This window comes from Nostoc commune NIES-4072 (assembly GCF_003113895.1).
In the GTDB taxonomy this organism is placed as follows: domain Bacteria; phylum Cyanobacteriota; class Cyanobacteriia; order Cyanobacteriales; family Nostocaceae; genus Nostoc; species Nostoc commune.
This window is the reverse complement of record NZ_BDUD01000001.1, coordinates 1,478,365-1,504,178: the sequence shown is the minus strand read 5'-3', so window position 1 is coordinate 1,504,178 and position 25,814 is coordinate 1,478,365. Positions and strand designations below refer to the sequence as shown.

Here is a 25,814-nt window from a genome sequence, read left to right as displayed (position 1 = left end):
CATTGGGGATTGGGCATTGGGGATTGGGCATTGGGCATTGGACATTGGTAATTTTTCCATTCGCTATGCCCCATTCCCTAGTCTATTGATTACTAATAACGCAAAAAGTGCATGATTCATCCAAGTAACTCTGACAAAATCCAACTAGATACGCTTATTAGTAATGGAATGTATGAGCCATAAACCAACAATAATCTTGCTGAATCATACAAATAACAATGACAAGGCTTTCTGCTGAAACAGTCACAATTGCAGCCGCAGATTATATTGATTGTTTGCTTAAACTTAATCTCTTTTTCTATTTACATAAGTCACAATCAGAAGAAAAATATACAATTTTTAAATCGGTATCTTAATGTCATTAATCAATATTATTTGTTGGGTTTTATGTAAAATTCCTTTTGTTCGCCGCCATCTTCCTTAATTTTTTTGAGTTTATCCTGGGTTTGCCTACGACCTTTGGGAAAATACAGTAAATACTGCTAGTAGAATGAAATCAGATGGTATAGCAGGTAGTATCCAAGTTTGTGAAGTAAGTTGTCAGCTTTTGAAGGATAAATACTTATTGGAAATACAAGATTTAATTAAGATTAAATGCAAAGAAAAAATGATAATTGAATCTACTAAAATAAATAAACTTAAAAAATTAATATATCTTAGGACTTACGCACACTCTACGAATTCTCGGCGCTCTTGGCGTCTTGGCGGTTCGAGAAATTAAGCTTTTTAGCAATTTTTGCGTAAGTCCTATATCTATGCTTTTTGATTGAGACTCAAAAAGCATAGATATATAATTAGAGCGACAATTATCAGGTTATTGACCTGTGTTAAAACTAAGTTTTACTACTTTAGATAGATTCACCGCAAGTAACCGCTTAAATGTGGATTTTTCCGATGCATAATAAATGTTGAGCGATGTCTACAACGGGCTACGCCAACGCATTGTCTAGCTGATTTTGGGAATAACCCTTTAGCTAGCTGCATACAAGGAGAAGCCACATTGAAAGGAACACGTTCCCTTCTAGCGCCCTATGCTGTGACATTATTAGCTGTTGGTAGCGCATTGCAACTAACACTATTGCTACAGCCACTACTGAAGCCAACTATTTTTCTGCTATTTTTTCCTGCCGTAGCGGTTAGTACCTGGTATGGCGGTATGAAAACAGGGTTACTAGGTACTGCTTTGTCTACTTTAGCCGTCAGCTACTTTTTTTTAAAGCTAAAGCCAGTGTTTTCGGTCTTTGTTGATAATCTTGACAGCATAGTGCGGTTAGGCTTGTTTATGCTGGTGACAATATTCATCAGCTTGCTCACCTCAGAGTTACGCACTGCTAAACAACATCTTCAAATGAGTTTGCAGAAGCTACAGGTGAGCGAGGCAAAATTTAGAAGGTTGGTAGAATCCAACATCATTGGGGTAATTGTAGCCAATATGGACGGGGCGATGCCTACGGCGGGCTACGCCTACGCAGAAGCTAACGATGTCTTTTTAGCAATGGTAGGTTATTCGCGGGAGGATTTGCTAGCAGGGCTTCGATGGCGCGACATGATACCACCAGAATATATTGAAGCTAACAACAGTGCGATCGCAGAACTCAAAACCAAAGGCGTGTGTCAGCCTTTTGAGAACGAATACATCCGCAAAGATAAGAGCCGCGTTCCCATTCTATTAGGTTGCGCCTTATTAGAAAATAATCCAGAGCATGTTATCTGTTTTGTACTTGATTTAAGCGAACGCAAACAAGTAGAGCTTGCCCTTTCCAAAAGCGAAGAACGCTACCGCGCTTTTTTAGAGCAGAGTTCAGAAGGTATTTGGTGCATGGAATTGGAAGTACCAATTTCGCCAGATTGTCCTGAAGATGAACAAATTCAACATTTTTATCAATATGGTTACTTAGGGGAATGCAACAATGCTATGGCGCAGATGTATGGCTTTTCTCGTGCCGAAGAAATTATCAGCGCCAGACTAGGAGACTTTCTCGTTCCCTCCGATCCACATAATATTGCATATCTATGTAATTTTATTCGTTCTAACTACCGAATTATTGATGCAGAGTCTCATGAAATAGATAAGCAAGGTAATTCCAAATATTTTTTGAATAATCTGGTGGGAATTGTTGAAAATGGCCTTTTAGTCAGAGCATGGGGAACTCAACGCGACATCACAGAACGCAAGCAAGTAGAAGCAGCACTGTGTCAACGAGAAGATCAACTCCGCCTGATTACAAATGCTGTACCCGTCCAGATTTCCTATGTTGATGGCGAACAGCGTTATCGCTTTAATAACAAAGGATATAAAGACTGGTATGGAATTTCTACTTCAGAAATTTATGGTAAACACATAAGAGAAATTGTCGGAGAATCTGTTTATCAGTCAATTCTTCCTTATATAGAAACAGTACTTTCAGGAGAACAAGTAACTTACGAAACCCAAGTACCCGATAAAGATGGCACAAACCATTATGTGAATGTCACTTATGTTCCTCAGTTCAGTCAGCAAGGAAAAGTTGAAGGATTTGTTGCCCTAATCACAGATATTACACTTCATAAATTAGCAGAAGCAGCTCTCAAACAGAGCGAAAAACGGTTAAGGACACTCACAGAAAAAGTCCGCGTGATTCCTTGGGAGGTAAATGCTACTACCGGAAATTTTACTTATGTAGGGCCGCAAACCGTTGATATTCTTGGCTATCCTTTGTTAGACTGGTACACCGAAAATTTCTGGGAAAAATACATGCATCCAGAAGATCGAAAGTGGGCTATCCAGTATTGCCAAGAATCTTCTTTATCATTGAATAATTACGAATTTGAATATAGAATGTTGGCTGCTGATGGCAGAGTCGTATGGTTGTATGACATTGTTAATGTGGTGCGGGATGAGAATGGGCGGCCGCAACTATTACATGGATTCATGATTGATATTACCGATGTCTTGCGACAAGCCGCTTCGCGTCTACGCAAGCAAGCAGAGCAAGAACGTGAACAATTGCTTGAACGCGAACAAGCAGCACGCGCCGATGCTGAAGCTGCGAACCGGATGAAGGATGAATTTCTCGCCACACTCTCCCATGAACTCCGCACACCCTTAAACGCCATATTGGGCTGGACGCAGCTACTTAGGAATCGCAAGTTTGATGAAACTACTACTGCGCGGGCACTACAGACAATCGAGCGTAACACCAAATCCCTCACTCAACTAATCGAAGATGTCTTAGATGTCTCACGGATTATTAGAGGCACACTCCATCTAAATATTCATCAGGTAAAACTTGTACCACTTGTACAGGCAGCAATCGATACTGTGTACCCAGCAGCCCAGGCCAAAGAGATTAGCATAAACTGTCAATTCGACCCGGAATTAGGGGTGGTTGTGGGTGATGCCAGCCGCTTGCAACAAGTTGTCTGGAATTTGCTCTCCAACGCCGTTAAGTTTACACCCAAGGGGGGAAGAATTGATGTGCAATTAAAGCGTATTGAATCTTGCGTGCAAATTCGGGTGAGCGATACAGGAGTAGGAATTGCTGCCGAATTCCTGTCCCATGTATTTGAACGCTTTCGTCAAGAAGACAGTTCGATCACGCGATCGCATGGTGGATTAGGATTAGGGTTAGCGATCGTCCGCCATTTAGTAGAATTACACGGCGGCACAGTCTCTGCCGAAAGTCCAGGAATTGGACAGGGGGCGACATTCATTGTCAATTTGCCAATGAAAGCCGTCTATGTTGAGGCTAATACCGCAGAGCAGCTTTCATCTGTTGCAGATACCCAAGACGCTAACAATTACCTGCCAAAGCTAGATGACTTGCGGGTGCTGATTGTTGATGATGAGGCCGACGCGCGTCATTTGCTCACCATGATTCTGGGACAGTATGGGGCCCAAGTCATGGCTGCTCCATCTGCAAGCGATGCACTGCTGGCCCTGCAAGAATTTCGCCCCCATGTACTGGTAAGCGATATTGGTATGCCACAAGAAGACGGCTACACACTAATTCGTCAAGTCAGGGCACTACCAGCAGACCAAGGTGGGCGAATTCCAGCAGTAGCGCTGACAGCCTATGCTAGGGCAGAAGATCGGACACAAGCTTTATTAGCAGGCTTTCAACTCCATGTCCCCAAACCAGTCAATCCGGGCGAGTTAGCAGCCGTAATTGCCAACCTTACGGGACGTACTTGAATAGTTCAATAAAAATTAGGACTAGCCTTGTCAAACGTAGGAACAATAACTGTTTTTTATCTTATAAAATTGCTAGTAGCAGTTTATACTTAGGTTGTTTCAATTTCCGGTGACCCAACAAGTGGTTTTGACACAACAGGTGGTTTTGGCACAAGATTTACGTGAGATATAGGAGGTTCACCAGTAGCATTCTTGATTTTGGGAACGCCACTAACAGGGATATCTGTACCTTCTGTGGGAGTGCCTCCTTTATAGCTTTCTTCTTCTTCTTCGGTAAGCTCCCTCAGAATAGCTAATTTTAAAACTTTAATAACCATTCGTAAAACCTCCAAAATTAAAACTTACATAAAAAATGTATAGCAAATACATTGATATATCAATATGTATATTTAACTTTTGGTATGCTTGAGGCTGAAAAGAAAGCCGTCCTATAAGTGCGTAGCTTTAAATCTATTTTTCTGGAACCTATCCCACTATTTTAAAAATCCCTACTCCTTTTCGTAAAATGTGCTTGAAAACCTTAATTTTTCGTTTTCAGTTCTCAATAAGTTAAGCTTTGTAGCACAAATATTATTAGTGGGATAGATTCTGGTAATATCAGGTAATTTCACTAAACAATGCCACGGGAAGCTCAAATAAAAACCTTCAAGAAACGTTGGTTTCCCCAGATTCTCAAAAGAACTCTGATTGTACTGTTAATAATGGGGCTATTGTTAGTGGGATTTGCCACTTACATTCTTCAGATGTTTTCCCTGCTTTAGAGTCAATTACTAAGCCGATGATGGCTTTGGAAGAACTTATAGGGCCTATAGGTATAGGTATTGGCTCGAACAACTGGGTGATATCTGGTGAGCGCACAGCTACGGGTAAGCCAATTTTGGCGAATGACCCCCATTTAGGTGTGCAAATACCTTCTATCTGGTATGAAGTTGGTTTGCACTGTACGCCCAAGAGTGCAGAATGTCCTTACAACGTTACTGGGTTTTCTTTTGCGGGAATGATTGGAGTAATTATCGGTCATAGCGATCGCATTGCCTGGGGTGTGACCAATGTACAATCTGATGTGATGGATTTATACATCGAGAAAATCAACCCAAAAAACCCCAACCAGTATGAGGTAAATGGCAAATGGGTTGATATGCAACTTGTGCAAGAGACGATTCAAGTTGCGGGAAGTCAACCGATTGTCCAAACGGTGCGTTATACCCGACATGGGCCGCTCGCTTGCAAGCAGCCCAAAAACTGCTATTAAATTGGAATTTGCAGTTGGGAATGACATCGCCTGCGGCTGCCTTATTTGAAGTATTTTGGAAACACTTGCTAGCAGATACGTTTCACGATCAGTTACCTGAAAAGTACTTTCCTGATGGCGGCGATCGCTGGTATGCTGTGGTAGCGAATTTAGTCAAACAGCCTAATAGTTCTTGGTGGGATAATCGTAACACCCCAGAAGTTGAGAACCGCGACCAAATCCTGCGGCAGTCCTTTACCAATAATCACTAAATTGCAACCTAAGATGATGAAATTACTGAACCATTAGCAGGATAACAGAGGCTATATTCAGTTTTCAAAGATATAGGTGTATCTACCATTGATTATGAATCAGCCTACAATAAAATCTTGGCAAGAAGTTCTCGCTACATTTAAAAAAATCTGGGGTTATGAAGATTTCCGTCCGCCACAAGGAGAGATTGTCAGCAGTTTATTGTCACAAAAAGATGCGCTGATTATTATGCCTACAGGTGGAGGAAAGTCGATTTGTTTTCAACTTCCTGCACTATTACAAACAGGATTAACTTTGGTAGTTTCGCCCTTAGTAGCGTTGATGGAAAATCAAGTACAGGAACTATTACAAAGTAACCAAAAAGCAGCACTTTTACATAGTGAATTACCTTCATTTCAACGCCGTGCAACTCTGCAAGCTTTAGAACGTCAACAGCTAAGATTGCTTTATTTATCGCCAGAAACTTTGCTAAGTGCGCCAGTGTGGGAGAGATTATGTCAGCCGCAATTGCAAATTAATGGCTTAATTTTGGATGAAGCCCATTGTTTAGTTCAGTGGGGAGATACGTTTCGCCCAGCTTATCGCAGATTAGGGGCTGTGCGTCCGGCATTGCTAAAATCAAAACCACCAGGAACAAAAATCAGCATCGCCGCTTTTACTGCGACTGCTGACCCGTTAGCGCAAAAAATTATTCAAACAGTTTTACAATTACAGCAACCAGAAATTTTTCGGTTGAATCCCTACCGTCCGAACTTGCATCCCAGCGTTCGCATTGCTTGGACACCACGAGGTAGAAAACAACAATTATTAAAGTTTATTCAAAATAGACCGCAAGAATCGGGGTTAGTTTATGTTCGCACCAGAAAAGATAGCGAAGATTTAGCCCAATGGTTAGCAGACATGGGTTATGCAACAGCTAGTTACCATGCAGGATTAGGTGCAAGCGAACGCCGTGAAGTAGAAGCAAGCTGGTTAGGTGGCAAAATTCCTTTTGTTGTGTGTACCTGTGCCTTTGGTATGGGGATTAATAAAAGTAATGTCCGTTGGGTTGCCCATTTTCACGCGCCACATTTGTTATCTGAATATGTGCAAGAAATTGGCCGCGCTGGAAGGGATGGGAAACCAGCCGAAGCACTGACATTGGTAAGTGAACCTACAGGATGGTTAGATCCAGAGGATAAGCAAAGACAGGAGTTTTTTCAAGAAAAAATGCGATCGCAACAACAAATAGCGCAGCAACTTGTGAAAAAATTACCTAAACAGGGAGAAGTGAATGCAGTAACCCGACAATTTCCTGAAGGTGCTACGGCGCTAGCTTTACTCCACAGCAACGGTCAGCTAAACTGGCTTGATCCTTTTCATTACACCATTGCTCAAAAAGCCGGAAATCAGCCAACGACCCAATTACACGCTGCTAAACAGATGCATCAATATTTAACAACTAAGCAGTGTCGTTGGCAGTTTTTGTTAAATGCCTTTGGTTTTGACAAAGAAGCTGCTAACTTGCGTTGCGGACATTGCGATAATTGCCGTCAATGAGTATCAAAGACTCGTTCACGAGGATAAAAGGTGGATGAACGGAGCTAAAAGCCTCGTTCACGAGGATAAAAGGTGGATGAACGGAGCTAAAAGCCTCGTTCACGAGGATAAAAGGTGGATGAACGGAGCTAAAAGCCTCGTTCACGAGGATAAAAGGTGGATAAACGGAGCTAAAAGCCTCGTTCACGAGGATAAAAGGTGGATGAACGGAGCTAAAAGCCTCGTTCACGAGGATAAAAGGTGGATGAACGGAGCTAAAAGCCTCGTTCACGAGGATAAAAGGTGGATGAACGGAGCTAAAAGCCTCATTTATAAGTATTAAAGACTCGTTCAATAGATCAATACCTTATCCCTTATTCTCCAATGAGGTTCACCCAATAGGATGAATTGTCATTTTCATAACCAAGTGACAATAAGGTAGTTAAGTAGAGGATGAAAATATGTCATCTGCTCAAGCGCCCTCTCTACCACCGCTAATTCCACGCGAAATTCTGTTTGGGAATCCCGAAAAAACTAGCCCACAACTCTCGCCTGATGGCAAGTACTTAGCATATATCGCCCCTGATGAGAAAAATGTCTTGCAGGTTTGGTTGCGAACTATAGGACAAGAAGACGACCAGATACTAACTGCCGATAAAAAGCGCGGTATCCGCATTTTCTTCTGGACTTATAACGCCGACCAGTTGATTTATATGCAAGACTCCGATGGCGACGAGAACTTTCACCTCCACTTGGTTAATATTCACTCTAAGATTGTGCGTGACTTAACGCCATTCCAGGGTGTAAAAGCCGAACTCGTGGAACTGGAACCCAAATTTCCAGATCAAATGCTGGTAGCTTTGAACTTGAACAATCCCCAAAAGTTTGACGTTTACCGCATCAACCTAAAAAATGGTGCAGTGGAGTTCGACACTGACAACCCCGGTAACATTATCAGTTGGACATCTGACGCTGATTTCCAAATACGGGCAGCAACAGCTAGCGCACCGGATGGTGGTTACGACCTCTTATTGCAGAAACCCGATAAACAGTGGGAAATTCTTCGCCACTGGGGGTCAGAGGAAGAAGGGAATTCTGTAAGTTTCTCGGCTGATGGTAAAACCCTTTATATTCAAGGGAATCACGACGCTAACGCCAAACGTCTGCTAGCTGTTGACTTAGACACCCGTCAAGAAACTGTCATTGCTGAAGATCAGCAGTATGACGTTGTGGGGATAATCATTCAGCCATTAACACGAGTTGTCCAAGCAGTTTCTTTCTACAAAGATAAACAGGAATGGCAAGTAATTGACCAGAGTATCGCCGCAGATTTTGAGGAAATTGCCAAGGTACGTCCTGGTGAATTCTCTATAATTAGCCGCGATTTGGAAGATAAAACTTGGCTCGTAGCTTATAGAACTGACGATGGCCCAGTTTATTACTATGCCTACAGCCGAGAGTCAAAAACTAACACCTTCCTTTTTAGCAACCAACCCAAACTCGAAACGTTGCAGTTAGCTTCAATGCAACCGATTTCTTACGAAGCGCGGGATGGTTTAACTATCCACAGTTACCTGACAACCCCTGTAGGAATACCTACACAGAATCTACCAACAGTACTTCTGGTTCATGGCGGCCCTTGGGCGCGGGATACTTGGGGTTTTTCTCCCACAACGCAATGGCTCGCTAACCGGGGTTATGCTGTTCTGCAAGTGAACTTTCGCGGTTCCACTGGTTACGGTAAAGCATTTTTGAATGCTGGAAATCGAGAATGGGCTGCTAAAATGCACGATGACTTGATTGACAGCGTGAACTGGTTAATAGAAAAAGGCATTTCCGACCCGCAAAAGATTGCAATTATGGGCGGTTCTTATGGAGGTTACGCTACTTTAGTAGGGTTGACTTTTACACCAGAAATCTTTGCGGCTGGTGTGGATATTGTAGGGCCGAGTAACCTGATTACTTTGATAGAAACTATACCGCCTTATTGGGAACCATTGAAGGCAATGCTTTATCATCGTATCGGTAACTTGGAGACAGAAGAGGAATTTTTGAAATCGCGATCGCCTTTATTTTTCGCTGACCGAATTCAAAAACCTTTACTCATCGGTCAAGGTGCAAATGATCCGCGAGTCAAACAATCAGAAAGCGATCAAATTGTCAATGCAATGCAGCAGGCTGGTTTGCCAGTGCAATATGCACTTTACACAGATGAAGGACATGGTTTTGCCAGACCAGAAAATCGGTTGCACTTTTTTGCGATCGCAGAAGAGTTTCTTGCCAAATACTTAGGCGGCAGATTTGAACCTTTGGCAGATATCGCCGGTCATTCAGGAATTGTTAAATAAATAGGACTTACGCAAAAATTGCTAAAAAGCTTAATTTCTCGAACCGCCAAGACGCCAAGAGCGCCGAGAATTCGTAGAGTGTGCGTAAGTCCTAATAAAGTCTCACGCATGGTGGTTAGTGTAATTCAATAGCCACCTTTTGGCTTAAGTTGACACACATGGGCAATACGAGGCTCTATGTTCATCTGTGGTTAAATATTTGTTCTGTACTTTAACCATAATCAGGAAAACTATAGTGACACAAGAAGCTGAGGATATCCACAAAGAGGAAGAAGTAGTTTCCTATAACGTTTTGACTCCCAAACAACAGAAGCAGCGATTAACAGAACTGGCGGCGGTGTTTTTGCGATTGGGGGCGATCGCTTTTGGTGGCCCTGCTGCCCACATCGCCATGATGGACAATGAAGTGGTGAATCGCCGTCAGTGGATGAGCCAGGAGAAACTGCTAGATTTGCTGGGGATTACGAATTTGATTCCAGGCCCCAACTCGACGGAATTAGCGATTCACATTGGCTACGAACGAGCCGGATGGCGTGGGTTACTGGTTGCGGGTAGCTGCTTTATTCTCCCGGCGATGCTGATCGTTTGGGCATTAGCCGCCGTTTATGCACGTTATCAAACAGTCCCGCAAGTGGAATGGCTGCTCTATGGAATTAAACCTGTAATAATTGCGATCGTGATTCAGGCTGTGTGGAATCTGGGGAAAAAGGCAGCTAAAGATGTGCCGACAATCATTGCAGGGATGGCAGGAATCGCAGCGTATTTAGCTGGATTGAACGAAATTTTGGTGCTGATTTTACTAGGTATCGCTGTCATGCTAGTGAAGAATTGGCAAGCTAGAGGACACACAAGTGGAGCATTCCTGTTACCTATTTCAGGTATTCTGGCGCAGGTTGGTAGTACAACAGCAGTTACATCAGTCAGTTGGATTAGCGTCTTTGTCTTTTTTCTCAAAATTGGATGTGTTCTCTATGGCAGTGGTTATGTGTTGCTGGCATTTCTGCAACGGGATTTGGTCGAGCGCAACCATTGGCTGACATCACAGCAGCTTTTAGATGCCGTAGCGATCGGGCAGTTTACACCGGGGCCTGTTTTTACGACCGCAACCTTTATTGGGTATTTGCTAGCAGGGAATGCTGGGGCAATTGCTGCTACAATTGGCATTTTCTTGCCAGCTTTTCTGCTGGTTTGGGTAGTTAATCCTTGGGTTACTAAGTTGCGTCAATCTTCCTGGGCTAGTGGATTTCTGGATGGTGTGAATGCGGCTTCTCTCGGATTAATGGCAGGAGTAACTTACACATTAGGACAAGCCGCGCTAGTGGATTGGTTAACAATTATCGTAGCAATTGTGAGTGTGATCGCTGTGTTTAAATTTAAAATAAATTCTGCCTGGTTAGTACTGGCAGGAGGAGCGATCGGATTTGCTTCACACATATTATTAAGTTAAAGATAGCGATAAGAAATGGTTCTAATTTTTTTTGTTTACGGCTAAATATTAACTTTTTGCTTTTGACTTATTTGGTAATTATTTGACTTTCCAAGTTTGGAGTAATTGCTGTGCTGTTAATTGTAAATTGGGGAAGATGGTAGAAGAGTTTCTCGCCAAATACTTAGGCGGAAGATTTGAACCTTTGGCAGACATCCCCGGTCATTCAGAAATAGTTAAATAAAATCTCACGTATGGTGCTTAGTGTCATTCACCGACCACCTAAATATTTTTAATTTGAAAATATTTATCCATACAACAACTGATTCCTAATTTCATCAGCCGTTAGTGTGCTTACCAGAATCCCAATCCGTTGTGCGACTTCATAAGCATTTTTCTGAGGCACAACGATAATCCCAAAATGTTCTTTATTCTCTTCTATATACTGGAGATGCAACCGCTCAAAATCAACACGGTTATGTGTCAGAATACATCTGCCTACAGAAGTTGCAAATTCAAGTTGCTCACGGTCAGTTTTACCGAGTGTTGCTTGTTCAGGAACAGTTGTGATATCCAGACCGCGCGAACGTAACAGTGTAGCAACCAACGCTGACATATCCTCATCACTGTAAAGTGCAGCAAAAACTGTCGTCACAATGTGTCCAATATAGCTTTTACAGATGGATGTATTAATTCATCAGGTACTCGGTTTCGCTCAATGTATTCATTAATCTCTGCTTGATGATCGAGATAAAAACTCAAGGCATCAAATACTTGTGCCAGCGTCAGATGTGGCAAGTGGTTCAGGATTTCTTCTGGCATAATCCCCAACCGCCACAAACCGACAATGGCACGAACAGATGTCCGAGTACCTATAATAATTGGCTCTCCACTCAAAATTTCCGGGTTACGGGTAACGTAGCGCGAGGAGGTTTCAGCAAACATAGAACGAATCACTCAGCAGAACTGGCGTTACTTCTAGTTTACCAATAGTTTAACTTTTATATAGGAATCCGGTTTGATTTGGAGAAAATATACGTAGGATGTGTTAGCACGGAGAGTACGGCATCAAACTCGTGTTCATAGTGCGTTACGAACTCCGTTCTAACACACTCTACAATACTTAATTTCGTTCAAAAATCAAATAGTAATCCTATATTACATTGGTAAATACATAAGTATTGTATAAATAAAAAAAATTCTGAATTTATATAAATTAATAATTCTTAAGTCAATGTTCTAAGAATATTATTCCCAAAACCAACTCAAAATTAGATTTATCGTCTTTTGGCAACGGCACAAGCAGACAGTTGGTTAGCTTTTCTTCTGCGATTTTTGCATCCTGCGGTAAAAAGGCCATTGTCTCATGGCATGAATTTTGGCTAGGAATTATTGACTATATTTTACTCTGGGACACTGGTCTTCTGCATATTTGAGATATTATCCCGCGTTAAGTACTTGCTCTGCGGTTAGCTGTAATTCTGGGAAAATAGTAGAAGCGATCGCAGTGTTTCCAGTAAATCTGGTTTCTTCATAAAACCCGTCAACTAATATCAGTACGGTAACTGCATTTATTTGGGGGTCAACAATCCAATATTCAGCAATTCCCCTTGCGGCATACTCGGAACGTTTGTAGCGATAGTCTCGATCTTCGTTAGCTTTGCCAGGAGAAACAACTTCGACAACTAATGCTGGAGGTGGCATATCGAAGGTGATTGTAGATCGCGTTGCATTTTCTAAGGCTGTTACAAGTTCATCCGTCAGCACAACTAAGTCAGGAATGCGAGTTGTCGCACGAAAACCAGCAACAACAATTTCAACTTTGTTACTCAACCGATTCAAGGGGACGAACTTGAGGAAATTGACCAGCAAAAAAAGAGATATATGGACATTTTTTGGGCTTTCGGGTGGTATTGCAACTAACTCACCTGCTACCAGTTCATATTGGCTATCCGTGCGATCGTCATATTTCAAATATTCCTCAAGCGTTAGACGTTTGCCACGCTGTTGAAGCTGTTTAGTAGGTTTTCCGCCAACCCGCCGCAGTGCTTGCTTCATCTGTTCTTCAGTCACTTCTGGAATGTCAGAAAGATCAATGTCTTCATCTTGCATTGCATTAATCCTATCCCAATCAGTTTGAGAGGCTTTGAAAGAAAATGATTTGCTCACGTTTAGTACCCTCCCTCATCGAAATCACACGAATTTCATCGCCAACTTCTGTATGGGCAATCACCACCACTCGCCCGCGCAATAGTCCCAGTGTAATAAAGCGCTGTTCTCGATAAGCATATCGCTCATCTTCAAACGTGAATGTTGCACCTTCAAAAACCTGAGAAGCATCAACGAAATCAAACCCGTGTTTGCCCAAATTTGATTGTCGCTTATTTTCATCCCAAGTGAACTGCATCAGCTTACATCGTGCTAAATTTTGAATTTTGAATTATTCAATCCAAAACTCAAAATTGTTTGACTTTTGCAAGAAATTTAGTAACTGCCTGATTATTTAAAGCAACCAATTACTAAAATTGCTGCAAAAACCGCAAATCACTAGCATATAACCGACGAATATCATCGATTTGGTGTAACACCATTGCAAAACGTTCTACACCAAAACCGGCAGCAAACCCAGTATAAACTTCTGGATCATAACCCACAGACTTAAGTACATTTGGATCGACCATACCGCAGCCCATTACCTCCAGCCAGCGACCATTCCACTGCAAATCTACTTCAGCCGAAGGTTCAGTAAACGGAAAATAACTGGCGCGAAAGCGAATTGGCAAATCGCCAAATATTGTTTGTAAAAATACTTTAATTGTGCCTTTGAGGTCTGTAAACGTTAATCCCTCATCAATCGCTAAAAGTTCTATTTGATGGAAAACAGCCGAGTGAGTCGCGTCTACATTATCTCGCCGATAAACTCGCCCTGGAGCCACAACCCGAATCGGTGGTTCTTCTCTTTCCATGTAGCGAATTTGTACTGACGAGGTATGAGTGCGTAAAAGATTACCATCTGGCAAGTAGAAGGTATCCTGCATATCACGAGCAGGGTGGTCAGGTGGGGTATTAAGAGCCTCGAAATTATAGTAATCTGTTTCCATCTCTGGCCCTTGAGCCACGGTGTAGCCCATACCAACAAAAATATCTAGTGCCCGGTCGATAATACCATTGAGGGGATGAATGCGACCTTGGGGGCTATAAATTCCCGGCATAGTAACATCGAGAGTTTCCGCCTCTAGCTGTATCTGAATTTGCGCGGCTTCCAGGGCAACGCGTTGCTGGTCTAGACTAGTTTGCAAGGATTCTTTGACTGTATTAGCGATCGCTCCAATTTTTGGTCGTTCCTCTGCACTCATCTGCCCCATACTTCGCAACAGTGCCCCCAGTTCCCCTTTTTTACCTAGATAGTTAACTCTGAGTTCCTCTAGACGTTCTAAGGTGTCGGCGGCTGCGATCGCTTTTTCTCCTTCCTGCCGCAGTGCTAAAAGTTGAGCTTCTAAATTGCTAGTCATTAGTTATTAGTCATTGGTCATTAGTCATTAGTCTATATTCAAAAGCTGTAAGCTGCTCGACAAATCAACTTACAGCCATGCCATCAATATCAGCCAAAGGGAAGGTTTCTGACCATCAGAACTTTTCAAGACGAATTTTTAATTTTAAACTCTACCTTGCGGTACTAGTAAAGCTTGGCATAAATCCAGGTAACATCTCAATATCTAGCTAATATACATCTCAATTGACTAAACAAGCAGCTTAAAGCCCCTTGTTAAAAGTAGGCAAATTTCCGCCACAGTCTACTTGTGAGTATGTATAGTTTTTTGCTGCTTGTGACCTCAGACATTGACAAATTGCTAATAACAAATAACAAATAACTAATGACCAACGACTAATGACTAATGACAAATGACAAATGACCATGAAATTACTAATTAGCAACGATGATGGCATTTCTGCCTTGGGGATTCGTACCCTAGCTAACTATTTGGCAGAGGCAGGTCATGATGTAAGTGTAGTTTGCCCAGATCGAGAGCGATCGGCAACTGGACACGGGTTAACTTTACACCAACCCATTCGCGCCGAAGTTGTTGAAGGGATTTTTCATCCTGCTATCAAAGCTTGGGCTTGCGATGGTACGCCTTCAGATTGCGTCAAATTGGCGCTGTGGGCTTTACTAGATGCTCCTCCCGATTTGGTTCTCTCTGGCATTAATCAAGGTGCGAATTTGGGAACTGAAATTTTGTATTCCGGCACTGTTTCTGCGGCAATGGAAGGTTTAATTGAAGGCATTCCTAGCGTAGCTTTGAGTCTTATTAGTCACACCTCTAAAGACTTTCAACCTGCTGCTAAGTTTGCCAAAATTCTCGTAGACCAGTTAGCCCAAAAACCTCTGCCAGATTTAATGTTGCTCAACGTCAATATTCCTGCGGTCAAATGGGAAGAAATTGCCGGAGTTACTCTCACTCGTCAAGGGCTACGGCATTACATTGATGTGTTTAATAAACGAGTCGATCCTCGTGGAAAAACGTACTACTGGTTAACCGGAGAGGTAATTGAGGATGTAGAACCCCCAACGGGATTAAATCTGCTGCAAAATGTACCGTTAGATGTGCATGTTGTACGTAAAAACTACATCAGTATAACTCCGTTACAATACAATCTTACTTACGCAGATGGGCTAAATAAATTGTCTGAGTGGGAATTCAATTTTCAGTGAATCATTTGATTTATCAGGATAAAACTAGAATTATTTAAAGGCATTAGAGAAAAATGTAGGCTATAACGTAGGGGCACTCTTGAAATAACCGATACACATCCACCCGAAAAATTGGAAAATTCTACTTGAGAGTCTCTCATTCACATTTACACAATCAGCCAGAAACACGGTATGCTGTTTTACCAAGAAATCCTTCCGATAGCAGAATTGGTCAGACAGCATAAACTTAGACAAAATAAGTAGCAATTTTTTCACTTATCGCCCGCTCAGTCCAGCAAGCAATACCCATGTCTAGGATAGAGAACCAATTTACCGTACAATTTTGGGGCGTTCGCGGCAGCATCCCCAGCCCAGGGCCAAACACCGTTCGTTACGGCGGTAATACCCCTTGCATCTCAATGCAAGCGGGCGATAAACGCTTAATTTTCGATGCAGGCACGGGACTACATGTTTTGGGGCAATCTTTGTTGCGCCAAATGCCGTTAGAAGCTCATATATTTTTTACCCACTCTCACTGGGATCACATGCAGGGTTTTCCCTTCTTTACCCCAGGATTTGTGAAGGGAAATGACTTTCATATCTACGGCGCGATCGCACCTGATGGTTCTACCATAGAACAGCGCCTCAATGACCAGATGTTGCACCCGAACTTTCCTGTACCCTTGCAAATTATGCAAGCTAATTTAAATTTCTACGACATTCGACCGGGGCAACCAATCCACATTGATGACGTTACCGTAGAAACAGCACCTTTAAACCATCCAGGTGAAGCTATAGGATACCGCGTTAACTGGCTTGGTGGTGCTGCTACTTATATCACTGATACCGAACATTTTCCCGACCGACTCGATGATAATGTGCTGTGGCTAGCTCGGAATGCTGACATTTTGGTTTACGATTCCACTTACACAGACGAGGAATACTATTCGCCCAAATCCCCGAAAATTGGCTGGGGACATTCTACCTGGCAAGAAGCGGTGAAAGTGGCACAAGCTGCTAACGTCAAAACTCTGGTAATTTACCACCACGACCCCGCACACGATGACGACTTTTTGGATGGTGTAGGAAAACAAGCATCTGCGAAATTTCCTGGGGCAATCATGGCACGGGAAGGATTGGTACTTCAGATTCCCACCTCAGTTGTCTTATCAGAATCTTTTCCTGTTAGTAAGTTTTCTACCTAAAGATTGCGATCGGAGGAATTGGAGATTTTAGATTAGATTGGTGATCAGAAGCTTTCAGCATGAGAGCATACCTGTTGGCTGTACGGTGAGACAGCACTGCCCAGAGTTGTCACGCCAACCACAGGATAAGGGCAAAGGACATACCTTATAGATTCACCAACACAGCCCAGATACCCACAGACGCCCTAAAATTGCGACTGATCGAAGTAAACTTCGTTGCAGTTCCAACAAGGAACTAGAGCCTTTTTAGCTCTGGTATTTGGGGTCATCTGGACTTAGTAATTAGCTGTCAAGCTAATGGCGCAAGATACCATCTTAGGCAACTTCCCTTGGGTTAGGCTTTTGGCTGATAGCTAAAAGGGGTAGTATCAACACCCTGGCCGATCGCACAAGACTTCATGGGCAGTTGGTGAATGTCCTCCTCAAGGCGGTTTACCATAAGGTAGCTTCTTGCTGATAGCTAAAATAAACCTAAAATCTCAGAATCCACGTGCTAAATTTGTCTAAAAATGGGTGTTCTGTGTGGGTTGCTTCTTCTAGCGTTGGGCTGCTAACGCCGACTGCTATTGCCCTTGGCAAGTTTGATGGTGTTCATCTTGGTCATCAAAGGGTAATTCAGCCAGTCTTGCACACTGATGATCAGTTGTCAGTAACTAGTAGTCCGCAGTCAAAGGAAAAGCAAGAATATATTTACTCAACAGTTGTCACCTTTGACCCCCATCCACAGGAATTTTTTACGGGGCAGCCCCGGACTTTGTTAACGCCACTGGATGAAAAAGTCCAACAATTGCGATCGCTTGGGGTAGAACAACTGGTATTACTACCCTTTGACAAAGAATTATCTGCTTTGACTCCCGAAGAATTCGTCCAAAAAATTCTTGTGCAACAACTGCGATGCCAGCAAATTAGCATCGGGCAGGATTTTTGTTTTGGCGAAAAGCGCAGTGGTACTGCCAAAGATTTGCAATTAATCGCTGCCAAGCACAATATCCCCGTTACTATCGTTCCCTTACAAACTTATACAGGTAACTCGCCCACCGAAAGCAGTTGCGTCAGTACTAATTCGACTCAGGATGCCCGCATTAGCACTTCATTAATTCGGCAAACCCTTGAGCAAGGTGACATCGAAAATGCAAATTTACTACTAGGACGCCCCTACACTCTCCTTGGTGTTGTCGTTCAAGGTCAGCAATTGGGTAGAACAATTGGCTTTCCCACCGCCAACCTCCAACTACCAAAAGAAAAGTTTTTGCCCCGCCAAGGAGTCTATGCTGTCCGTGTTTTCATTCTCAGTGAAACATCAGATATCGTTTCTAGTGAAAGCTTGGGCGTAATGAATATTGGTAACCGCCCAACTGTAAATGGTACTTATTCATCTGCGGAAGTACATCTGTTCGATTGGTCTGGTGATTTGTATGGTAAAAAACTGGCTGTAGAACTAGTGAAATTTTTGCGCCCTGAACAAAAATTTGCTTCTCTAGAAGCCCTGAAAACACAAATTCAACTTGACTGTGTTATTGCTAAAGAAATTTTAAATTCTGAGTGGGAACAATAGATAGGGCACGGGACATGGGGCATGGGTTATTAATTCATATTTCCAATGCCCAATGCCCAATGCCCAATGCCCAATGCCCAATGCCCAATTCCCCACTCCCCGCACCGCATGAGAGAAAAAATTGACGCTTTAACACAAAATCTGGCTCTTACCATCGTTGGCAAAGCTGAGGCAATACGCTTAGTGCTAGTAGCCTTGCTAGGTGGTGGTCATGCCCTGTTAGAAGATGTCCCTGGTGTTGGTAAAACCTTACTCGCTAAATCTTTAGCTCGTTCATTGGATGGTAAATTTCAACGGCTACAATGTACCCCCGATTTACTGCCAACTGATATTACTGGTACTAACATCTGGAACCCAAAAAACGGCGAATTTACTTATCTTCCTGGACCAATTTTTACCAATATCCTCCTAGCTGACGAAATTAACCGTGCTACACCCCGCACTCAGTCAGCTTTACTAGAAGTAATGGAAGAACATCAGGTAACAGTCGATGGTGTCTCTCGTGCAGTTCCTCAGCCCTTTTTTGTCATTGCCACTCAAAACCCGATTGAGTATCAAGGTACTTTTCCCCTGCCGGAAGCGCAAATGGATCGGTTCATGTTGTCGCTGAGTTTGGGCTATCCTTCCGAGCCAGAAGAACTCCTTATGCTGCAAAATCTCCAAAATGGTGTGAAGGTTGCTGATTTGCAACCTTGTATTACCTTGGCAGAAGTACAGGAATTGCGTTACCTCTGCTCTCAAGTAAAAGTGGCACCCTCCTTGCAACAGTACATCCTCGAATTGGTACGAGTAACACGGCAAGATGAGGAAATAACCCTTGGTGTTAGTCCGCGTGGCACATTAGCATTACAACGGGCTACCCAAGCGCTAGCTTTTCTATTAGGGCGTGATTATGCCATTCCTGATGATGTGAAATTTCTCGTCCCTCATGTTCTTTGCCATCGCCTGATTCCTAGAGGAGGACGCAACGCTAGAACTGTTGTTGAGCGATTATTGCGATCGGTTTCTATTCCTTAATATAAGAGTGAATATAAACTTTAGATTCTTTATCCTGCTTCAATTTGTGCGTGTTAAAGTGAGTTCGATGTCTCTGAAATTTTGTGCTTGTTCTCTTAGTTATGTTCTACTTTATTAAGTACATACATTCACAAAATGTACACTGTTTGGAAATGTCATAAATGACCGATAATAGCCATGTTAACACTGAGCTAATACAGGGTCATCTGATATTTTTCTACCAGTGTAGACAATATTGAACGGGCAAGAGAGCCATTATAGTTCCTGTCAGCCAACCATTTTTTACCTTTATCTGGGATGACACAGTTGCCACTTAATGGACTCTTGTCATTGATAACTTTCAATAATCCCAAATCTGATAATTCTCTCACTACTTGCGAAATATATTCATGACCAGCTAGTGGTTCACCTGTTAACATCATTAAGCGGTCGAGCTTGTACCAGTGAACTCCTTCATCACCTTTTAGATCAAGAAGTTCAAGAATGAGAGCATAATCCTTTTCCATAGATTCTAATGAGGTAGACAACAGATGAAAGCGATCGAAGTTACCGGTAGGATTGACTCTCAAGGAAACCTAGTTTTAGATGAGCCGATTCAGGGAAGCACTTATCCTCATCAGGTTCGGGTAATTGTGTTGATTCCAGAACCAGCAGAAGCAGAAGAGGTTGACCCTGATGATACACCCGTTGAAGAGATTAAAGCTAGCTTGAGGAGAGCCTTACAGCAAGCAAAAGCTGGTCAAACTAGACCACTTAGTGAACTATGGGACAGGATTGATGCAGAGTGATAATGCGGTTTCAATTCGATTTTCCGATGAGTTTGAGCAGGAACTTTACAGACTATCAAAGAGATTCCGCAATATTCGCTCTGATGTTCAACCGATTATTGAGCAATTACAACAAAGGAATTTTGTAGGAGATAGGATTGCGGGCATTGGTGAAGAGTATATTGTTTACAAGGTAAGAGTACGCAACAGTAATATTCAAAAAGGTAAGAGTGCTGGATACCGATTGATTTATCAGGTTGAGTCACCTACAAGTATTTTGCTACTAACAATTTATTCCAAATCTGACCGAGAAGATATTGGTGCAAATGAAATCCGAGAGATTGTGGCTGATTTTTCTAGTGAGTCAGGTTAAAACTGCTAAGAGGTTTTTCCTTGAAATGTTGAGAGATGCACAGACGCAGAAGGACTTGCTAAGAGGCATTGCTATGTTGCTACTACCAACGCTGCGTAAGTCCTATGATTAGCACAAGCGCCACTTCTAAATATCTGGGAATGTGAGGAATGTCAATTTTTGTTAAGCGCAAAATCCGCGATCGCGAAAATCGCCCGTCTTACAGCAATCGCCTTGTACTACAGCAAAGTGCCGAACGCCAATTCAAACGTCAATTTTTCGGTTTACTTTTGGTAATTGTCACTTGGAGCCTAGCTATGGGTTGGCTTTTAGCCTTAGCAACTAATGCCCAAAGTGCTACTCCCACCGCCGAAATTGGCACTGTTGATGTAGTGCCTGCACAGTATCAATTAGGACAAGAACTGTATTTGGAAAACTGCTCCACCTGCCACATCGGCTTACCACCAGCCGTTTTCCCCACCCAAACTTGGAAAAATCTCCTGCAAGACTCGCAGCACTACGGCGCACAACTAAAGCCTTTAGTCGATCCGCCACGTATCTTGGTGTGGAAATATCTTTCGACTTTCTCTCGTGTTAAGCGAGACGACGAAGAAACACCATATCGCCTTAATGACTCGCGTTATTTTAAAGCTTTGCATCCAGGAGTTGAGTTACCACGTCCCGTCCAGCTTGGCAGCTGTGTCAGTTGTCATCAAGGCGCTAGCGATTATAATTTCCGCCGCCTGACAGGAGAATGGAAGTGAAGAGAGACGCGATTAATCGCGTCTGTACAGGAGTTAAAGGTTGAAAAATTTATAACTCCTAACTCCTAACTCTATTCCCTCTCTGGCCCCATCTGAGGGCAAAATGATACTATGAAGAAAGACTAAATAATCAGATAAGAGTTAAAACCAATCATTAGTAAACTGATTGCCTCGTTTTTCTTCTGTTTTTGAGTTAATTCTCATTTGACACCCATCCACAACCAAGAAGGTTGGGTTGGGTTAAATGTTTATAATCAATGCCAAACCTTTAATTCCCATCCCCCTTGATTCAGTTCTATAATCTGCCATGCTAAAACTTTTGTTGGGCGACCCCAACGCTCGTAAGCTTAAAAAATACCAACCTTCTGTTACTGAAATTAACCTTCTAGAGGAAGAAATTAAGGCTCTTTCCGATGAGGAGTTAAAAGGTAAAACCGTCGAATTTAAACAACGGTTTGCCAAAGGCGAAACTCTAGATGACCTATTGCCCGAAGCTTACGCCGTTGTCCGGGAAGCAGGACGGCGAGTCTTAGGCTTGCGGCACTTTGATGTTCAACTCCTTGGCGGTATCATTTTGCATGTAGGGCAAATTGCCGAAATGAAAACCGGTGAGGGTAAAACGCTTGTAGCAACCTTACCGAGTTACTTAAATGGCCTTACTGGGAAAGGTGTACACGTCGTCACTGTGAACGATTACCTAGCTCGTCGGGATGCTGAATGGATGGGACAGGTGCATCGGTTCTTGGGGTTGAGTGTGGGGCTAATCCAGTCAACCATGACTCCGAGCGAACGCCAGAAAAACTATGATTGCGATATTACTTATGTTACCAACAGCGAGGTAGGGTTTGACTACCTGCGGGATAACATGGCGACATCAATGGCAGATGTGGTGCAACGCCCGTTTAATTATTGCGTGATTGACGAGGTAGACTCGATTTTAATTGATGAGGCGCGGACACCGCTAATTATTTCTGGGCAGGTAGAAAGACCTACGGAAAAGTATCTGCAAGCGGCTGAAATCGCATTCACACTCAAAAAAGACGAGCATTATGATGTGGATGAAAAAGCTCGTAACGTGCTTTTGACAGATGAAGGATTTGCAGAATCAGAAAATCTTTTAGGAGTCACAGATTTATTTGACCCCGAAGATCCTTGGGCGCACTTCATTTTCAATGCGATTAAAGCCAAAGAACTTTTTCTTAAGGATGTAAATTACATCGTCCGTAATGGCGAAGTGGTAATTGTGGATGAATTTACCGGTCGGGTGCTACCCGGACGGCGTTGGAGTGATGGATTACACCAAGCTATTGAAGCCAAAGAACACGTAGAAATTCAGCCAGAAACTCAAACTCTAGCGACAATTACTTATCAAAATCTGTTTTTGCTGTATCCAAAACTGGGTGGAATGACCGGAACGGCAAAAACGGAAGAACCGGAATTTGAAAAAATTTACAAATTGGAAGTTGCGGTAATTCCTACTAACCGCGATCGCAGACGCGAAGATTTGTCTGATATGGTCTTTAAGACAGAACCAGGCAAGTGGGGTGCGATCGCTAGAGAATGTGCCGAAATGCACGAACTCGGTAGACCTGTATTAGTAGGAACCACTAGTGTAGAAAAGTCCGAACTTCTGAGTCGGCTGCTGAAGGAATTGGCGATTCCCCACGAATTACTAAATGCCCGTCCCGAAAACGTTGAGCGTGAGGCGGAAATCGTCGCCCAAGCTGGACGAAAAGGTGCTGTTACCATTGCTACTAACATGGCTGGTAGAGGTACAGACATCATTCTGGGTGGTAACTCCGAATACATGGCACGTCTGAAGCTGCGGGAATACTTCATGCCCCGGATCGTTATGCCAGAGTCAGAAGATAGCTTTGGCGTTCAAAGACCAGCCGGATTGCCTACAGGACATGGCGGTGGTCAAGGCTTTGTCCCTGGTAAAAAAGTTAAAACTTGGCGGGCTTCGCCAGAAATTTTCCCCACCCAATTGACAAAAGAAACAGAAAAACTACTCAAAGATGCAGTAGAAATTGCGGTGCGTGAATATGGCGATCGCAGTTTACCGGAATTGGAAGCTGAAGACAAGGTAGCTGTGGCCGCAGAAAAAGCTCCTATCGATGACCCTGTAATTCTGAAATTGCGAGAAGCTTACAACCGCGTTAAGCACGAATACGAACAATTTACTACCCGCGAACATGATGAGGTAGTGGGAATCGGTGGTTTGCACGTAATTGGTACAGAACGTCACGAATCACGGCGGATTGATAACCAGTTGCGTGGACGTGCAGGAAGACAAGGCGACCCTGGAACCACGAGATTCTTCCTCAGTTTAGAGGATAACCTACTGCGGATTTTTGGTGGCGAGCGCGTTAAAGGGTTAATGGATGCTTTCCAAGTGGAAGAAGATATGCCCATCGAATCTGGGATGCTCACCCGCAGTTTGGAAGGCGCACAGAAAAAAGTTGAAACCTACTACTACGACATCCGTAAGCAGGTATTTGAGTATGACGAGGTGATGAACAATCAACGTCGGGCTATTTACGCTGAACGCCGCCGGGTGTTAGAAGGTCAAGACTTGAAAGAACAAGTAATCAAGTACGCCGAAAAAACGATGGATGACATCGTTGACTACTATATCAACGTAGACTTACCCTCGGAAGAGTGGGAGTTGGAAAAACTGGTTGACAAAGTTAAAGAATTCGTCTATCTATTAGCGGATTTGCAACCAAATCAATTAGAAGATATGACAGTTAGCGAGATTAAAGCCTTCCTGCATGAACAGGTGCGAATTGCTTACGACCTCAAAGAAGCGCAGATTGACCAAGTTCAACCCGGACTGATGCGCCAAGCAGAACGCTTCTTTATTTTGCAACGCATTGATACACTGTGGCGGGAACACCTGCAACAAATGGATGCCTTGCGCGAATCGGTGGGATTACGTGGTTACGGTCAAAAAGACCCACTGATTGAGTATAAGAGCGAGGGTTACGAATTGTTCTTGGATATGATGGTCAACATCCGCCGAGATGTGGTGTACTCGTTGTTCATGTTCCAGCCGCAGCCGCAGCAGATGGTGCAGCCTTCGTCTGAGATGGTGTAGAAAGTTAGAGAAAATAACTCACGCAAAAGCGCTAAGAGGCAAAGTTTTCTTAGCGCTTTCGCGTTTTGATCCAACGTTGAAAAATACTCTCTTTTCAGGATTTTGCTGAAATAGGTAAGCTAATAATCCCAAATCTTCAAGGCAAGCGGACTTATAAGAGAATTTGCATTTAATTATTGTTAGACCTCGTGTGAGTTTGGGAACACTGAGAACTATAGGACTCCTATTTGATTTTTGAAAAAACTCCGTACATCCCAAGAGTGCTGAAATCAAAGGTAGTGTGTCGAATAAACCACTCAAACATCCACTTTAAATGAGAAAATGTTGGAATTAAGGAACAAAAACGTCGAACCCATGTTTTAGCCTGCAACCAGATATCTTCAATAGGATTTTGCTCTGGACAATTAGGAGCAAAACGAATGCAGTGAATTTTCCATTGTTCTGGTTGCAAACCTTGATTAAGCTCATCTAAAAAGCTTTGGATTTCTTTAGAACGGTGGTAAGTAGCACCATCCCAAAAAATCAGCAGTTGCTGGTTACCAGACTCAGTTAGCAGATATTGCAGGTAATCAATAGTATTTTTTGAATTTCCCCTGTCATAAGCTTTAAGCAGTAATTTTCGTTCAAGATAGTCGACTGCTCCGTAATATGTTTGTTTCTCTCGCTCATTTACCACTGGAACCGTTATTTCCTGGTCAGTTCTCCCCCATACATAGCCACTTAAGTCTCCCCACATTAAATGACACTCATCAATTAGCAATACCCTCAATTTTCCGGCTTCGATTTCGGAACGCTTACTTGCCAACAAGGTTTCAATTTCGTTTTTTTTTCTGCAACAGCATCTGGATTGGCTTTGGGATTTAGCTTTGTGGTTTTCTTCCAACTGATAGAAGCTGCATCGAATAAATCATAGTAACTTTGTTTTGACTCATAAACGACGTCATATTCAAAGGCTAGTTTATACTCCAGTTCCCCAAGCTCCCAATTGTCCTTGGTTTGTAGCCAACTCAACACTTCTTCTTGCTGTTCGTGACTCAGGTAGCTTTTTCGTCCTTTGTGGTTCAACCGTAGTCCGTTGATTCCATCCTGCTCGTAAGCTTGCTTCCAACCTGTTATCGAACCTAAAGACACGTCTAAAATTGTTTGAATCTCTTCGTACAAGTAATCTTGGTAAACCAACTTAACTGCTAAGGCTTTTCTTGCCTCACGGGCATCGCGACAAGCGGCGATAAAGTCTTGTAATTCTGCGATCGCAGTTGCTACTTCTACCGGGAGTGATGTAGTTTGTAGATGCTGAGTTCTCATTGTCTACTCTTACACTTGTGCACTTAGCCGTATTTTCTCGTAATTTCTTTCAAAAATCAAATAGGATTCCTATAGTGTCTAGTAGG

At 42.9% G+C, this 25,814-nt stretch carries 21 protein-coding genes and 2 pseudogenes; 15 read left to right on the top strand and 8 right to left on the bottom strand.

Annotation, left to right across the window (positions count from 1 at the left end; genetic code table 11):
- Positions 1 to 460 precede the first annotated feature (460 nt).
- Both CDC33_RS40220 and CDC33_RS06690 read left to right on the top strand, forming a co-directional pair.
- A pseudogene (locus CDC33_RS40220) lies at positions 461 to 721 on the top strand (adenylate/guanylate cyclase domain-containing protein); the annotation flags it as partial.
- A 279-nt stretch (positions 722 to 1,000) separates the two neighbouring features.
- Positions 1,001 to 4,174, top strand: a complete 3,174-nt coding sequence (locus tag CDC33_RS06690) for a hybrid sensor histidine kinase/response regulator (RefSeq protein WP_109007826.1) — start codon at positions 1,001 to 1,003, stop codon at positions 4,172 to 4,174.
- Positions 4,175 to 4,263: 89 nt separating this feature from the next.
- Here the strand turns inward: CDC33_RS06690 and CDC33_RS06685 are convergent, their stop codons facing one another.
- Positions 4,264 to 4,491: a hypothetical protein gene (locus CDC33_RS06685; RefSeq protein ID WP_109007825.1), complete on the bottom strand. Its 228-nt coding sequence runs from the start codon at positions 4,489 to 4,491 to the stop codon at positions 4,264 to 4,266.
- Between the two features lie 425 nt (positions 4,492 to 4,916).
- Here CDC33_RS06685 and CDC33_RS06680 point away from each other — a divergent pair.
- The 5 genes and pseudogenes from CDC33_RS06680 to CDC33_RS06660 form a co-directional block, all read left to right on the top strand.
- Positions 4,917 to 5,665 (top strand): annotated as a pseudogene (locus tag CDC33_RS06680) (penicillin acylase family protein); the annotation flags it as partial.
- Between the two features lie 106 nt (positions 5,666 to 5,771).
- Complete coding sequence (locus tag CDC33_RS06675) at positions 5,772 to 7,217, top strand: RecQ family ATP-dependent DNA helicase (protein ID WP_109007824.1); 1,446 nt, start codon at positions 5,772 to 5,774, stop codon at positions 7,215 to 7,217.
- Positions 7,218 to 7,251: 34 nt separating this feature from the next.
- Positions 7,252 to 7,539 carry a hypothetical protein gene (locus tag CDC33_RS06670; protein WP_109007823.1) on the top strand — a complete coding sequence of 96 codons (288 nt, stop codon included), beginning with the start codon at positions 7,252 to 7,254 and terminating at the stop codon, positions 7,537 to 7,539.
- A gap of 118 nt (positions 7,540 to 7,657) precedes the next feature.
- The gene (locus tag CDC33_RS06665; RefSeq protein ID WP_109007822.1) at positions 7,658 to 9,544 is read left to right on the top strand and encodes a S9 family peptidase; all 1,887 of its coding nucleotides are present in this window, start codon (positions 7,658 to 7,660) and stop codon (positions 9,542 to 9,544) included.
- 235 nt (positions 9,545 to 9,779) lie between these two features.
- Positions 9,780 to 10,991 carry a chromate transporter gene (locus CDC33_RS06660; RefSeq protein ID WP_109007821.1) on the top strand — a complete coding sequence of 404 codons (1,212 nt, stop codon included), beginning with the start codon at positions 9,780 to 9,782 and terminating at the stop codon, positions 10,989 to 10,991.
- A 286-nt stretch (positions 10,992 to 11,277) separates the two neighbouring features.
- Here the strand turns inward: CDC33_RS06660 and CDC33_RS06655 are convergent, their stop codons facing one another.
- From CDC33_RS06655 to pheS, 5 genes are all read right to left on the bottom strand, one after another.
- Positions 11,278 to 11,625, bottom strand: a complete 348-nt coding sequence (locus CDC33_RS06655) for a DUF5615 family PIN-like protein (protein ID WP_244919157.1) — start codon at positions 11,623 to 11,625, stop codon at positions 11,278 to 11,280.
- The gene (locus tag CDC33_RS06650) at positions 11,622 to 11,915 is read right to left on the bottom strand and encodes a DUF433 domain-containing protein (protein WP_109007820.1); all 294 of its coding nucleotides are present in this window, start codon (positions 11,913 to 11,915) and stop codon (positions 11,622 to 11,624) included. The genes CDC33_RS06655 and CDC33_RS06650 overlap by 4 nt, the downstream gene beginning before the upstream one ends.
- A 495-nt stretch (positions 11,916 to 12,410) precedes the next feature.
- Positions 12,411 to 13,028, bottom strand: a complete 618-nt coding sequence (locus tag CDC33_RS06645; protein WP_109012469.1) for a Uma2 family endonuclease — start codon at positions 13,026 to 13,028, stop codon at positions 12,411 to 12,413.
- A gap of 73 nt (positions 13,029 to 13,101) precedes the next feature.
- The gene (locus CDC33_RS06640) at positions 13,102 to 13,377 is read right to left on the bottom strand and encodes a BrnT family toxin (protein WP_109007819.1); all 276 of its coding nucleotides are present in this window, start codon (positions 13,375 to 13,377) and stop codon (positions 13,102 to 13,104) included.
- Positions 13,378 to 13,489: 112 nt separating this feature from the next.
- The gene (pheS, locus tag CDC33_RS06635; protein ID WP_109007818.1) at positions 13,490 to 14,482 is read right to left on the bottom strand and encodes a phenylalanine--tRNA ligase subunit alpha; all 993 of its coding nucleotides are present in this window, start codon (positions 14,480 to 14,482) and stop codon (positions 13,490 to 13,492) included.
- A gap of 404 nt (positions 14,483 to 14,886) precedes the next feature.
- Between pheS and surE the strand changes: the two genes are divergently transcribed.
- From surE to CDC33_RS06615, 4 genes are all read left to right on the top strand, one after another.
- Positions 14,887 to 15,684 carry a 5'/3'-nucleotidase SurE gene (gene surE / locus CDC33_RS06630; protein WP_109007817.1) on the top strand — a complete coding sequence of 266 codons (798 nt, stop codon included), beginning with the start codon at positions 14,887 to 14,889 and terminating at the stop codon, positions 15,682 to 15,684.
- A 287-nt stretch (positions 15,685 to 15,971) separates the two neighbouring features.
- Positions 15,972 to 16,868: an MBL fold metallo-hydrolase gene (locus CDC33_RS06625; RefSeq protein ID WP_109007816.1), complete on the top strand. Its 897-nt coding sequence runs from the start codon at positions 15,972 to 15,974 to the stop codon at positions 16,866 to 16,868.
- A 490-nt stretch (positions 16,869 to 17,358) separates the two neighbouring features.
- Entirely contained in the window at positions 17,359 to 18,423 is a 1,065-nt protein-coding gene (locus CDC33_RS06620) for a bifunctional riboflavin kinase/FAD synthetase (RefSeq protein ID WP_109007815.1), read from the top strand.
- A gap of 108 nt (positions 18,424 to 18,531) precedes the next feature.
- Positions 18,532 to 19,440, top strand: coding sequence for an AAA family ATPase (locus CDC33_RS06615; RefSeq protein WP_109007814.1), 909 nt, complete (start codon positions 18,532 to 18,534; stop codon positions 19,438 to 19,440).
- Positions 19,441 to 19,631: 191 nt separating this feature from the next.
- On the opposite strand, the gene CDC33_RS06610 is transcribed toward CDC33_RS06615, so the two are convergent.
- Positions 19,632 to 19,946 (bottom strand): hypothetical protein, encoded by a 315-nt coding sequence (locus CDC33_RS06610; protein ID WP_109007813.1) that lies wholly within the window; start codon positions 19,944 to 19,946, stop codon positions 19,632 to 19,634.
- A gap of 24 nt (positions 19,947 to 19,970) precedes the next feature.
- On the opposite strand from CDC33_RS06610, the gene CDC33_RS06605 reads away from it, so the two are divergent.
- From CDC33_RS06605 to secA, 4 genes are all read left to right on the top strand, one after another.
- Entirely contained in the window at positions 19,971 to 20,228 is a 258-nt protein-coding gene (locus tag CDC33_RS06605; protein WP_109007812.1) for a type II toxin-antitoxin system RelN family antitoxin, read from the top strand.
- Positions 20,218 to 20,580, top strand: coding sequence for a type II toxin-antitoxin system RelE/ParE family toxin (locus CDC33_RS06600; RefSeq protein WP_109007811.1), 363 nt, complete (start codon positions 20,218 to 20,220; stop codon positions 20,578 to 20,580). The genes CDC33_RS06605 and CDC33_RS06600 overlap by 11 nt, the downstream gene beginning before the upstream one ends.
- Before the next feature lie 149 nt (positions 20,581 to 20,729).
- Positions 20,730 to 21,323, top strand: coding sequence for a cytochrome C (locus CDC33_RS06595; RefSeq protein ID WP_109007810.1), 594 nt, complete (start codon positions 20,730 to 20,732; stop codon positions 21,321 to 21,323).
- Positions 21,324 to 21,630: 307 nt separating this feature from the next.
- Complete coding sequence (secA, locus tag CDC33_RS06590; protein WP_109007809.1) at positions 21,631 to 24,423, top strand: preprotein translocase subunit SecA; 2,793 nt, start codon at positions 21,631 to 21,633, stop codon at positions 24,421 to 24,423.
- A gap of 223 nt (positions 24,424 to 24,646) precedes the next feature.
- Here secA and CDC33_RS06585 read toward each other — a convergent pair.
- A protein-coding gene (locus CDC33_RS06585) for an IS630 family transposase (RefSeq protein ID WP_109007808.1) occupies positions 24,647 to 25,728 on the bottom strand; the annotation gives its coding sequence in 2 pieces (ribosomal slippage) (positions 24,647 to 25,245 and positions 25,245 to 25,728; 1,083 coding nt in all).
- Positions 25,729 to 25,814 lie beyond the last annotated feature (86 nt).